Source organism: Teredinibacter franksiae (assembly GCF_014218805.1).
GTDB lineage: Bacteria > Pseudomonadota > Gammaproteobacteria > Pseudomonadales > Cellvibrionaceae > Teredinibacter > Teredinibacter franksiae.
In genome coordinates, this window is record NZ_JACJUV010000001.1 from 2,945,491 (window position 1) to 2,958,862 (window position 13,372).

General features: G+C 47.0%; 6 protein-coding genes and 1 pseudogene. All 7 read right to left on the minus strand.

Annotated elements, in window-relative coordinates; translation table 11 throughout:
• Window positions 1-145 precede the first annotated feature (145 nt).
• Window positions 146-584, minus strand: a pseudogene (locus H5336_RS12390) (UvrD-helicase domain-containing protein); the annotation flags it as partial.
• Between the two features lie 73 nt (window positions 585-657).
• Window positions 658-1,701, minus strand: coding sequence for an acyltransferase family protein (locus H5336_RS12395; protein ID WP_185234597.1), 1,044 nt, complete (start codon window positions 1,699-1,701; stop codon window positions 658-660).
• A 25-nt stretch (window positions 1,702-1,726) separates the two neighbouring features.
• On the minus strand, window positions 1,727-2,731 hold the full coding sequence (locus H5336_RS12400; protein ID WP_185234599.1) for a T9SS type B sorting domain-containing protein: 1,005 nt from the start codon (window positions 2,729-2,731) through the stop codon (window positions 1,727-1,729).
• Window positions 2,732-2,741: 10 nt separating this feature from the next.
• Complete coding sequence (locus tag H5336_RS12405) at window positions 2,742-3,584, minus strand: alpha/beta fold hydrolase (RefSeq protein WP_185234602.1); 843 nt, start codon at window positions 3,582-3,584, stop codon at window positions 2,742-2,744.
• Entirely contained in the window at window positions 3,581-10,759 is a 7,179-nt protein-coding gene (locus H5336_RS12410) for a non-ribosomal peptide synthetase/type I polyketide synthase (protein ID WP_221628053.1), read from the minus strand. The genes H5336_RS12405 and H5336_RS12410 overlap by 4 nt, the downstream gene beginning before the upstream one ends.
• Before the next feature lie 273 nt (window positions 10,760-11,032).
• Window positions 11,033-12,574 (minus strand): YifB family Mg chelatase-like AAA ATPase, encoded by a 1,542-nt coding sequence (locus H5336_RS12415; RefSeq protein ID WP_185234606.1) that lies wholly within the window; start codon window positions 12,572-12,574, stop codon window positions 11,033-11,035.
• 68 nt (window positions 12,575-12,642) lie between these two features.
• Entirely contained in the window at window positions 12,643-12,891 is a 249-nt protein-coding gene (locus H5336_RS12420; protein WP_185234608.1) for an accessory factor UbiK family protein, read from the minus strand.
• Window positions 12,892-13,372 lie beyond the last annotated feature (481 nt).

Below are 13,372 nucleotides of genomic sequence, written 5' to 3' on the forward strand. Positions count from 1 at the left end.
AGAGTACTGTTTTTTGTCGGTCACTTTATCGGCTTTTGCACCGAGCCAGCGTCTTATTCTGAGCATAGCCTTCTGTTTACAGACCGCAATGGTTTTAAATTTTAGGTTCAAGCAGGACGGTAAGTACAAATTAATCTTGGCTCGATATATTTGGCCGCTCCAGAGCAGAAGAAAAATTGTTGTTGATGTTACTACGAAGCGCCTTATTGTATCGTTCATAAACTAATGCCCAGGTCTGCTCGCCAGCATCTTCAGCACCGAATATGGTAAAGCCCGATTTATAGCCAACGTGCTTTAGCTCTTTACGGATGATGTTCAACCCCAGGTTGTGAAAGGTAGACACCGTTAATCCACGCGCAGCACTGCCTTTAACCAGCTTGCCAACGCGCTCTTTCATCTCGCGGGCGGCTTTATTGGTAAAGGTTAGAGCGGCAATGTGGCGGGCCGGCAGATCGCACTGCTCAATAAGGTAGGCAATCTTGCGGGTAATAACGGGTTTTACCGCTACCAGCCCCTGCGAGTACTAGGCAGGGGCCATCGATATAGTGCACGGCTTGTTTTTGACGGGGGTTAAGTTGGTTCACGCGAGCTGGGATTCCGACAGTACCACTAGGGGGCGGGATTCTAGCAGGTTTGTTGGTTGTGCCCTACCGGCGGCTAGCTGCCTATGAATAAGCGGCTGTGGCGCCCTAGTGTGCGTTGTGCTATTGCGGCTAGGGCGGTACAACACAGTACACTGGCAAGCCCCATCGAAAACCAAATGGAAAACACAGCCCCTGCAACTTTTTCGCCGATAAAGAATTCGAAGGCATAAAGGAAATAAACGTGAAAAAAATAGAGTGTGAAACTGATATTGGCCAAATACTTTAGTTTGTTGGACGTTAACACTACCGTGGAGCGATTGATTAAACCCAGAAGCAGAAAACAAAAAATTAGCTTTTGAAAAAGAACAATGTCTACCCATCCTTTGTTGAACTGAAAAGGTACGTGACTGGCATATATGCCATCTATATCTGAATAAAATAGCTGTAAGCCGTAGAGAGCCAAAAACAGGCCAAGTAGCACTATTAGGTTGCGGTCAACAATATGGCTGATTTGCATTCTATACCGGCAAGCAAGCATACCAACAAGATAGACAGGTAAAAAATAGACGAAATTTCTGATGGGGTCCACCGGTGGAAAGTGGGCCCTATGCAGGCCATTCGAAAGTAGTAGTAATGGGACTATTAGCCAATAAAACTTCGGGTAAGAGTCAACTATTTTAAAAACGGGAAAGCAAGCAAAAAAAAGTGCAGCAGTTGGAATATACCAGAGGGCATAATTAATTTGCGCACCACCAACCAGGTAGTACCAGACTACTTGTACGGGTGTGCTAAGGCCGGATATCTGTGGATATTCCAAACCGGGATTACCATCCAAAAAAGCGTGCGCGATACCGGGTGTAGCAACAACAATGTAGGGCAATATAATGAATTTTAGTTTTTTCTTCAGATAACCTGAATAGCTGTACTTGTTGAGTAAATAGTGAAATAGGTAGCCAGAAACGAATACAAATAAAATACTTCCTCCGGAAAATAGTATATTTATCGACTTAAATTGGAACGCCTTTTCTGTCCAATCAATAGCGGAGTAAAGAGAATGGCCAAATACAATGATGAGGATGGATATGCCGCGAAAAGCATGTATATCATTTAAATGCATTTACAATTACTTCTAAAAAGGATTGTTAACGATTAATCTCTACTAGCATTCGCTGAATGATGGAGAGCGCAGAATCGATACCCTCCATCTCGGTATAGAGATCGCCATTTTCGCCAGAAGGGTGTCCATGACCAATGGGTTTCATCACGAAAACATTGTCGTCAGCATTCAAATTAATCGTTGCGCTGTAGATTATGGAAGGTTGTCCTGGGTTCCCGCTTCCGCTGTATACCGGATCGTCTGGGAATTTATCTTTTGTATAGTAATCATTGAAATCGAAAGACCTATTGACCTCGGCCAACACCTGGAATTGTTGTGATTGTTCTGGCGGTTTTGAGTAAATAGAAAAGTGGCCGTTGGGTGTTGCACCGGTTAAAGCGTCCAATTGACTCACGGCTGAACCCGATTTCCATTTGTGTAGCCAGTAGGGGAATGATTCCTGACGCGCAACCAGATCTGTTCGTACCTTGTCGTTTGGGAAAATAAACGGGTAACCGGTTTTGGCGGTAACGTAGAGTGTTTTGAGGTGTTTGCCCTGCATATCTTCCAACCAAAAAACCATTTGCGGTGGGCTGCTAATGGTTTTCCCCCAGTGAAAGGCTTGGTTTCGTCCGCGATAGTGCTCGCCTGCTCGAACTTCTATAGTAAAGCTATGGCGGTCATCTGCTTCGCTATGGATAAGCAGCGTTTGGTGCTTGCTCTCTACAACTATGGCAGTACTCTTCAATTTATGGCTGTAATCCAGTAGTTGAGTTACCGGCGTGAGGCGATAGATAACCGCAATAATCAATGCACCGCATACGCCTACAATTAGGCTTACCTTTAATAAGGCGTTTTTGCGTTGAAAATAACGCAACAGTGAAGCGAAATTGTTACGAAAGTGCAGTACTACCACCGCTGTGAAGGCAAACCCTGTAATAATATGAATGCCATAGAAATGTGCGTTGTAAGGCAGTACGTATAGTAAGAGGCCGCTTAGAAAAAGAAGTAGGAAAACAATGACAATAGCGAGGCTTACCCAAATTTTCATAGTCTAAATTTTACAATTGGTGAAACGTTTTTTGCATCCAAAGGCAGATGCTGTTAATAAGTTTTTTGCGTGCTTCTGTGCGTGACCACGTATGATCGTCGTAAGGGTATAGCTGAACATCTACGCATTCTCTTATTTTGTTGGGCTTGAGTATGTCGAAAAGTTGATTAGCGTAATTACAGTAATATTCAACACCGCGGGTGTACACGTAGAGCATTTTCACATTTCTAGATATTAACTGCGAAAATTCAATACCCATTTGTTTTCGCGAAGGAAAGCTCCGTAATAGGGCATCGGCATTGGGGTCGAATACTTCTTTGCTTTTATCCGATGGCGTGGTGTTCTTCTGTACTGCTGTAAAACGCTGTAACTTCGATGAAATGAATTTCCAAGATAGAAATCGCTCACCATAGTAGTGCAGTGTGTACATAAAGTTCGTTGCGCAGTACCCGTCAAGGTTTACCGTGCCGACAACGCGCTCATCGGCAACGGCGGTTCTATGGGCGTTATCTGCTCCTGAGCACAGGCCCATAAGCACAAATTTCTGAGAACCGAAGTCTTTACTCATAAAGTTCATAGCGTAATCGACGTCTAGCAAGGCTTTATGGGTGCTATCGCGAACCACGCGCATTTTACTATCACCAATGCCTGAGATGTCCATCCGTAACACACGGTACCCGATAACGGCGAGACGGCGAGCCAAGGTAACGCTAAGGCGAAAGGGCCCGACTTTGTGCAGTAGACCTGAGTTCAAAATGATAACGGTAGGTGAGCCTGAGAGTACAGTTTCCGGCTCGGACACAACACCGACTAAAGTGGGCGAGTTTCCAAAACTTACAGCAAGGTCGGTCACGATTTTTCACCTTCGATCAATTCGGTAATTCTGTGAATCATTTCGCTGGGCAAAACCGCATCTTGAAATTTTTGGTAGTCATCCCAGTCTACGGCTTCTTCAATTAGGTGGTAGCAAGCGTTATTGAAGTGGGGTTTTAGGCTTGCGAGCAGGTGGGTGAACTGTTCGTCATGCGTTGATGCGGTAATAAAAACATTATCGCAATTTTCTATTCTGTGATTCATTAATTGTGCAGACTGAATTTGCTTAAGCACCTTTTCGTTGTAGCAATAACCCATTATTTCATTTTCCTGAACACCGAGATCTTCATCTGTAGGGAAAGGAAAATAACACTGCTCGTTGTTAATAGAGTGCCTATTACTCTGCTTTATTGTATTGAGGTATTGCGAGCCAGTAACAACCGGGTTCCATAATATTAATTCATCAACATGTAAACCTTTGTCAATGGCGTTTGCCGCCAGAACACAACCAAAGCGCAGTGAAATTACCGCCAGTTTGGTGATGTTTGCGGTGGTTTTGAAATGGTTAGCGGCTTCAACAATATCGCTGCTCCAACGATCAATGCACCAGTCATCGGTATCCCCGAGAGAATCTCCAGTGCCGTAGTAATCAAATTTAAATACAGGTATCCCCTCAGTCACTAGCGCGTTTGCAAGCAAACGAAAAGCCCAGTGTGATTTCATGTATTCCTGACCAATGGGATAACAAAAAAGTACGCCCAGAGTGCTGATTGTACTAGTGGTGTTAACTGTTTCCGGCTGCTGAAATATACCGTAGAGTGCATTGTTTCTGCCGAAATAGCAGGGTGTTATGCCCGGTTTAATCATTGAGGTGTTCGGAAGTGGCGGTGCTGAATTTATCTGTGTGGGCTCCGCTAGGCCAAGTTGTGACAGCAGTGTGCTAAGCGGTTGCTTGGGGTTGGCACTGATTTGTTGGTAAATACTAAGCAGATCTTGCTGCCACTGTTCCAGGGTTTCGTCGTCCAAAGTATTATAGTTGTACTGAAATTCAAAACGTAAATGGTCGCCAGGAGCGGAAACCGCGTTAACAAATAAATCGAAAGATTCAAAGTGGCGAGGGTTAACTTCGTAACCGGCCGCTAGACCGCTATAGGCAAAATTGTCTGCGTTCATTTGCGGGCTGTAGTTCAAGCACAATTGAATTTCGGCCTTGTTACCAGCACCAGCACCGGGGGTCGACATTTTTGGCAAAATGCTGGCGCTATAGCGGGCATGGTCGACGGCATCACTTACATTATCGCGCAATACATTGAGCCAATCACCGAACGCGAGTTTGCTATTGTAATGGCTTAATACCGGCACATAGTAGAGACCGTTGCCCACGAACTCCTGTTGCAGAAGTGTCTGGTCGGCTACCGGCATTCCTACCAGTAAATCGTCACGTCCGCTTTTTGCGGCAAGCAGTAATTTTAATCCCGCCAGAAGAACAACATAGAGGCTGCAGTTGTGGCGGCTACTTAGTTTGCGTAGCGCTTTCGCGGTAATGGGGTCTACCATTAGCGCGGAGTGACCGCTGCTAAACGCCGACTCGGCCTTTGGGTTAGTGTGGGGTTTGAAGTGATAAAGCCCGTTATAATGAGTTAGCTTATCCTGCCAATACTGCTGCAGTCGAATGGTGGAGGCTGTATATAGCTGGGCTTGACGTTCAGCTAAGTAGCGACGAAAAGATAGTGCTGCTGGCAATATGGGCTTCCGGTCTTCTACCAGAGCTGAATAAAGTTCGCCCAGATCCTTCACCAATACATCAAGCGACCAACCGTCGCAAATGGCAAGGTGGGCCGTCAACACGATTTGAATATGTTGGGCGTATTTTTGAATGAGTAGTACACGCGCCAGCGGTGATTGATTTAGATCGAAAGGCTGGCAAAAATCGTCTTTCAAAAGTTGTGTTGTTGCGGCTTCGGCGGCTTTGGCGTTAAGAGTAGATAAATCCTTAAAGCTAAGGTTTGCGCTAGGGGGTGTTTCATGCCGCAGGCACTTCCCGGTTTTTGTGTAACACATGCTGAGCGCGTCGTGACGTTCAAACAGCAGGTGGATAGCCTGCTTTAATAGAGCAAGATCTACTTTACCCTGGGTAAGATGAATGGAAATGGATTCATTAAATGCACAATTAGCCTGATCTCCCTGTTGTTTAATCAGCGTAAATATCTCCTGCTGCATAGCGGAGCAGGGAAGGGCCTGGGGATCTTGGTTGACGTCTTCAGTGGTGTTTTTGGGGCTATGGTCGGGGCTATGCTCGGCAGTGGTGACCGGTGTTACGTGTGCCTGTTCTAGCGGGGGTGTTTGACCTGTATCTGCTTTGCGAGTTTCAATTAATGTTGTAAGTGCGGCAATACTGGAATATTCGTCCGTGAGCTGGCGAAAGCTAACCTCAAGTGCAAATTCCTTTTTTAGCTTGAAGCCAATTTGAGTAAGAAAAAGCGAGTCTAATCCTAGTTCGGCAAAACTAAGAGATTGATCTAGATCGTCGCCAAATTCAATGCCCGATATTTCCTCTAAAATGGCAATAAGGCTTTGATTAACAGAGAGCGGCGCAGCAGTATTTTCTATCTTTGATTCTTCGGCGGAATTGATGTCGTCAAAGATACAAGTATCGCTGGCTAGTTTTTCGCTAGCTTGGGTGTAAAGATTGTAAATCGGGTCTAGCCAGTGTCGTTTACGCTCGAAAGGGTAGCAGGGGAGAGGAATTCTATTTCGCTGTTGCTGCGCCCAGAATTTTTCGGTCGATAACTCGACTCCCTGTAGCCACAGATTACCCAGTGCCGTAAGCAGTGCTTGCCACTCGGTATTGTTTTCGCTGGTATCACCGAGAGAAGGAAAAGCGTGTTGTACATCAGCATCTTGAATTTGTTGGCGGGCGAGTGTTGAGGTTACATTTCGCGGGCCAACTTCCACGAGTACGCGCGTGGGCTTTTGCCACAGTGTTGCTATTGCTTCGCGAAACAATACCGGGGAGCATAGCTGCTGTGCCCAATAATCGGCTTGTACAAAATCTGTTGGTGTAAGCCAGCTACCGGTGGCCGTCGATACCGTGGGAATACTCGGTGTGTTTGTAGGTAGTTTGGCTATAAAGTCGCGTAGGGGTTGTGCGGCGGCATCCATCATGGGTGAATGGAACGCCCGCGATACTTGCAGTAGCGTACAGCCAATGCCCTCAGCTTTGAGTTCAATCTCTAGCGCGCTAATAGAGGCTAATGGCCCCGAAGCAACCGATAAGGCCGGGCCGTTTGATGCCGCCAGTGAAAGGCCATTGCTGAGCCTAGATTGCAGCTCACGTGCCGGTAGGCGGACCGACAACATAGCGCCTTCGGGTTGCTCACTCATAAGCCGGCCGCGCTCTGCAATAATGTGTAGTGCGTGCTGTAGGGAAAAGACACCGGTGATAACGGCGCATACAAATTCGCCAATACTGTGGCCCACTAGAGCGTTGGGTTCAATTCCCCAGGACTGCCACAATCGCGCCAGAGCGTATTCGAGCACAAAAATCGCCGGTTGCTGAAATCGAGTATCCTTCAGTTTTAGTGTTGCGAGTTCACTGTCATCAGTTTCGGGAAACAGAAGTTCGCGAATGTCGAGGCCCAAAAACCTCTCCAATTCGTTTGCGCAATTATCGATTGTTTCACGAATAATGGGCTCCTGATCATAAAGGTTCTTACCCATCCCAAGGTACTGACACCCCTGTCCAGGAAACATAAAAACCAATTCAGGCGCGGCTTGCTGCATTAATGCGTAGTTTTGTTTTTTACCTAGTAAGCCAATTAGCTCTGCAGAGCTTTCGCAAACAAAAAATTGGCGGTGATTGAAAGCGGCGCGTCCGCTGTGCAAAGTAAACGCAAGATCGGCCAAATTAATGTCAGGGCGTTGCTGCAAAAACGCAGTCAATTCTTCGCGCTTGCGCGCCAGTGCAACTTTTGATTTTGCTGAAAGAAGGATAAGCTGTTTGGGACGGCTAGGGCCAGAGATTTGCGGCTCTGGTGGTTCTTCTAAAATGGCGTGACCATTTGTTCCGCCGAATCCAAATGCGCTGACCGCTCCATAGCGTTTTTTGGTTGTGCGCGGCCAATTTTTTAGGTGATCGACAACATAGAATGGACTGGTTTCAAACTGAATTTTTGGGTTGGGTTTTTGGTAATGTAAAGTTGCAGGTATTTTTTCGTTTTTTAGAGAAAGAGCAACCTTAATAACGCCGGCCACACCAGCGGCAATTGTTGGGTGACCCAAATTACTTTTAATAGATCCAAGGCCGCAAAACTGATTCTCCTCAGTATCACGTCGGTACACTTGTGTTAAGGCTTCTACTTCAATGGGGTCGCCTACGGGGGTGCCGGTACCGTGCGCTTCTATATAGCTTATATCTCTGGCCGAAACACCCGCGCGGGCCAGTGCCATGGCAATTACTTTTTTCTGACCTTCTATACTGGGTGCTAAGTAGCTAATTTTATTGGCGCCATCATTATTCAGTGCGGTGCTTTTTAGGGTGGCATAGATAGTGTCTCGATCGGCAATAGCGTCGTCGAGGCGTTTCAGTACCACAATGCCAGCGCTATCACTGAACATGGTGCCCGCGGCTTTTTCGTCGAAGGGACGACAGTGACCGTCGGGTGCAAATACACCACCTTCTTCGGCTAGCTGGCCACTAAACTGAGGTGTTTGCAGAGATATTCCTCCGGCCAATGCCATATCACATTGGCCGGTGATTAAGCTGAAGTAGGCGTTATCTATGGCGGTCATTGCCGTAGAGCACGCGGTGTGAACGGATACCGCGGGGCCCGTAAGGTTGAGTTTGTTTGCAACGCGTGTAGCCAGGTGATCTTTTTCGTTGCCCACCATAACGGGGAACTGGCCGACCATTTTTACAATGTCGGTATGCTGCATAACGTTTAGTGGGTAGTAGTTATTATTCCCCATACCCGCATACACGCCAATTAAACCATTGTAGTTTTCGGCGCAGTAGCCGGCGTTTTCTAATGCGGCCCAGGCTAACTCCAAGAACACGCGTTGCTGCGGGTCAATGGTTTTTGCCTCCGTTGGGCTTATGCCAAAAAAAGCGGCGTCAAATTTGTCGCCATCGGGAATAATACCGCGAGCGAAAACATATCGCGGGTCATTTGTTTGCTCCGGATCTAAGCCTGGGCCCAATTCTTGTTTGGAAAAGTGGGTGACCGTTTCTGTACCGTCGCAAAGATTCTGCCAAAGTTCGTCTATTGAGTAAGCGCCTGGGAAGCGACCGCTCATGCCCACAATAGCAACATCGCTTATCTGACTATTACCGCTAAATAATTTTTGCTGTTCTCTTTGTGGTTGGCCTTCAGGGGCGCTGGAATCGCGCTCAATATGTTTGGCTAGAGAGCGTATGGTTGGGCACTGGAATAGCATTACTAAGGGAATATCAATTTTATGGCGTGCTTTAAGCTCTACCAAACTCATCATTGACAGCAATGAGTTACCACCTAAATCAAAAAAATTATCGTCAATTCCTATACCGGTAAGATTTAGGAGTTCCCGCCATATGCTCGCCAAATCTTTCTGAAGTGTAGTGCTAGGTGCTATATAGTTTTGACTAAGATCTGGTCGTGCGGTAGGACCCTGCGGCAGTGCTTTTCGGTCTACCTTGCCGTTGGGCATTAGTGGGATTTCATCCAGCAGAATAAATACCGCTGGCACCATGTGGTCGGGTAGCTTTTCTCCTAGCCAGGAGCGCAGCTCGGTGATGGAGAAGTGTTGATTTTTATCTACTACCAAAAAGGCTAATAGACGTTTTTCACCAAGATTATTGTCGCTGACCGAAACGCTAGCCATTTGAATAGCGGGGTGCTCAAGTAATTCCGATTCAATTTCACCTAATTCAATGCGTAAACCCCGAATTTTTACCTGGAAATCGATTCGTCCGAGGTACTCAACAGTGCCGTCATCGTGAATGCGTCCGAGGTCTCCGGTTTTATATAATCGGTCGTGTGAGTTATGGGAGAACGGGTCGCTAATAAATTTTTCCGCTGTGAGCTCTGGGCGGTTCCAATAGCCTTCTGCGAGGCCAACCCCTCCGATATGCAATTCACCTTCTTCGCCGTGAGCAACCTCGTTTAGATTTTTATCTAGACAAAGAATTCTAATGTTAGATATAGGCTTCCCAATGGGGATGGTTTTTAATTTTGTGTTGGCTTTACACTCCCAATAGGTAACATCTACAGCCGCTTCTGTGGGGCCATAAAGATTATGTAATCGCGCATTTAATGTACGAAAGAATTTTTGTGTTAACTCAGCAGGAAGGGCCTCACCACTACAAAAAACGTGGCGTAACTGGGTGATTTTTTTTAGATTATTGGCTGATAGAAACAAGCTCAGCATAGAGGGCACGAAATGCAAAATACTGATATTTTTTTCGATGATGGTATCGACAAGGTAATCTGGGTCTTTGTGCCCGCCCGGGCGCGCCATAAAAAGTTTTGCGCCTACGATTAATGGCCAGAAAAATTCCCATACAGAAACGTCAAAGCTCATGGGCGTTTTTTGCAATACGGTGTCGCTTGGGCCTATTTTGTATTCTAGCTGCATCCACATCAGCCGGTTGATAATGGCTTTGTGGCTAATGATGGCGCCTTTTGGTTTGCCGGTAGAACCAGATGTATAAATCATGTAAGCGCGGTTGTCGGCGGAAATGTCGATATCTGGACAGGTTTTCGGTAATGCCTTGACGTATTTTTCTATGTCTTCGGTGATCATTACCTGCAGTGCTGGAACGGTGATTTTATGCTGAAATTTTGCGTCGGTAACAAGCAGAGAAATCGCGGCATCTTCAGCCATAAAATCGAGTCGCGCTTGTGGGTAGTCTGGGTCGAAGGGCACATAGGCACCGCCCGCTTTTAGTATACCCAAAAGAGCAACAACCATGTCGACTGAGCGCTCCATGCACACGCCCACCAACGCATTGGGTTTTACGCCTCGTTGTAGTAGCGCGTGGGCGAGTTGATTGCTGCGCTGAATCAGCTCGCAATAACGGAGTTGCTGCTGTTCATCTTGTACGGCTATAGCTTGTGGTGTACGCGAACTCTGAAGTTCGACGAGGTGATCTAGTGAGAAATCGAAGTGTGCAGATGTGAGGATTTCTTGCCAAAGGTTCGGATTCGTGGCAAGCATTTTTGTTTTTTGAGCATTCAATGTGAAACATCCGCTATCATTGTTGCTTGGCGATAGTTAAGTATATATGCCTGAAATGAAGTGCGAATTATTTGAGGAAGATACAGATCAAATAGCAACGAATTAAATGCCAGATACCCACACCAAAAAATTATATGAATAATTTGAAGTTAAAAATTTCGTTTAAAAATAAGTGCTTGGGGAGAAAAATAAAATTTAATACGAATGATTACAATTAACTCATAAGGAGGGGTGATGATTTGGATTAGTTACAGAAATGGTAGTGATGTTTAGCTATGCGCCTTGTGTGTCGTGGGCGTGTGTTTGGGGGAATTGTTCAATATTACCTCTGTCGAGATTTCGATAGCCTAGGGCCTCGGAAATTTGTGCAATTGAAATATGTTCTTCGTTTGCCATATCGGCCAACGTACGGGCAACGCGTAAAATACGATCGTAGGCGCGCGCCGACAGGTTTAATCGCGTTAGAGCGGTCGCAAGTAACTGGTTTTCTTTTTCACCCAGTTGGCAGAACTTTGCTAGCTCTTTACCGTTTAATTCCGCGTTAATTTTACCTTGTCGGGCCATCTGAATTTTACGGGTGCTGATAACACGCTTGCGAATAGATAAGCTTTTTTCACCTTCAGGTTTCTGTTGCAGGTCTTGCAGTGGCAGGATACCCACGTGTACCTGCAGGTCGATGCGGTCTAATAATGGGCCCGATATTTTGTTACGGTAGCGGGAAATTTGTTGGGGTGTACAGCGGCAGCGATCGGTAGCGTCGCCGTTAAATCCGCAAGGGCAGGGATTCATGGCGGCAATTAATTGAAATTTAGCGGGGTATTCTACTTGGGCGGATGCCCGCGAAATACAAATATGGCCGCTTTCGAGTGGTTCTCGCAGTACTTCCAACACTTGCCGCGGGAATTCCGGTAGCTCATCCAAAAATAGAACACCGTTGTGAGCAAGAGAAATTTCCCCAGGTCGTGGGTTACTGCCACCACCAACTAACGCAATAGCCGAAGCGGTGTGGTGGGGTGACCGGAAAGGTCGCGATAACCAGTTACTCGCTGCGGATTGATTCGCAACGCTTTTTACAGCGGCTACCTCTAAAGCCTCGCTCTCCCGTAGCGGAGGCATAATAGTGGGTAGTCGGGAAGCGAGCATGGATTTGCCGGTTCCCGGGGGGCCAAAAAAGAGTAAATTGTGACCACCGCTGGCGGCTACTTCAAGTGCGCGTCTGGCCTGTAGTTGGCCTTTTACATCGCTCATATCGGTAGGGTAAAAGGCGTCGTGGGCAACGGATTTTACCGGTGTCTCCAGGGCCTCGCGTTTATGTAGGTGAGCGCAAACACTTAATAGATTAGAGGCAACCAACACCTCGGTATTGCGGCACAGGGCTGCTTCGGTTGAATTTAGCCGAGGAACAACTAGTGCTCGCTTGGCTTCACCGCAGGCGATGGCCGCAGGGATAGCACCGCGTATGCGCCGCAGGTCGCCAGAAAGGCCTAGCTCCCCCACAAATTCGTATTCAGCTAATGCTTGCCCAGGAATTTGCTCAGAAGCAGCAAGAATAGCCAACGCAATAGCAAGGTCATAGCGGCCACCTTCCTTGGGTAGGTCAGCGGGGGCGAGGTTGACGGTAATTCTTCGTTGTGGAAAATCGAAATGACTATTTAGCAGAGCGGATCGTACCCGGTCCTTACTCTCTTTTACCGCCGTTTCAGGCAGGCCAACAATGGTGAAACCCGGTAGCCCATTAGAAAGGTGGGTTTCCACGGTAACCAGCGGCGCGCCAACGCCGAGTTGCGCGCGTGTGTAAACAACAGCAAGTGACATGAATCGTCCCTGATAATGAATTCCAAGCGCGCATTGTAAAAAAGACAGCCATCGAATGATGTGCGATATCAGCTATCGGGGCTGTGCGCTTTTTCGAATTCTGCTAGGCGAGATTCGAGCTGCTCAAGTTTTTCTCGGGTTCTCAGCAGTACAGCCTGCTGTGCATCGAATTCATCTCGGGTAACCAGGTTCAGCTTCCGCAGGGCGGATTCGATAATAGCGCGAACCTGCGAAGAGGCTTGGTCTTGATTTTCGGAAAATTGGCTGGCTTTTTGGTTGATGTCGTTGAAAATTTGCTTGGCGAGTTGGTCGATCATGGGGTGTTCTCCGGTCTGGAGGGGCATAGTATCAAAGCTTGGCTGCAAAGAATAAGTGTAGGCGATTTCTCTCTAGAATCATTCGGTGGGCCTAGGTGCGTAGTATATCGTTGTTGAGGCGCCCTCTGTCGAAGACTCGAAATTTGGCGATAATCCCATTTCATTTTCAATAGAAACCGCCGGTTGGATTGGCGTGTCGCCATTTTACAGGTTAGCCTCCATTAAGATGGTCGGTTTTGCTCGCGGGAAGTACTACAACATCCCTGTAACTTCCGGCTATGTGCAGTGGCGACACAGGGTAAACCTTCGAGTGTTTTTAGGTGCTGTTAGGTGTTGTTAGTTCAGTGGCTGATTAACGGCAGGGATTCAATGGCGATAATGTGTTCACTTACACTAGGTGTTTTGTGTGCTGGCGGTTGTTAACCAACAAAAACTCATCCCTAGCCTAGCGTATGGGGTTGGGGGTGATCATAGCGCCTTC

What these genes read in the sequence shown, in the direction of transcription:
- H5336_RS12395 (WP_185234597.1), bottom strand. Translation starts at nt 1,701, where the DNA reads ATGCATTTAAATGATATACATGCTTTTCGCGGCATATCCATCCTCATC.
- H5336_RS12400 (WP_185234599.1), bottom strand. Translation starts at nt 2,731, where the DNA reads ATGAAAATTTGGGTAAGCCTCGCTATTGTCATTGTTTTCCTACTTCTT.
- H5336_RS12415 (WP_185234606.1), bottom strand. Translation starts at nt 12,574, where the DNA reads ATGTCACTTGCTGTTGTTTACACACGCGCGCAACTCGGCGTTGGCGCG.
- H5336_RS12420 (WP_185234608.1), bottom strand. Translation starts at nt 12,891, where the DNA reads ATGATCGACCAACTCGCCAAGCAAATTTTCAACGACATCAACCAAAAA.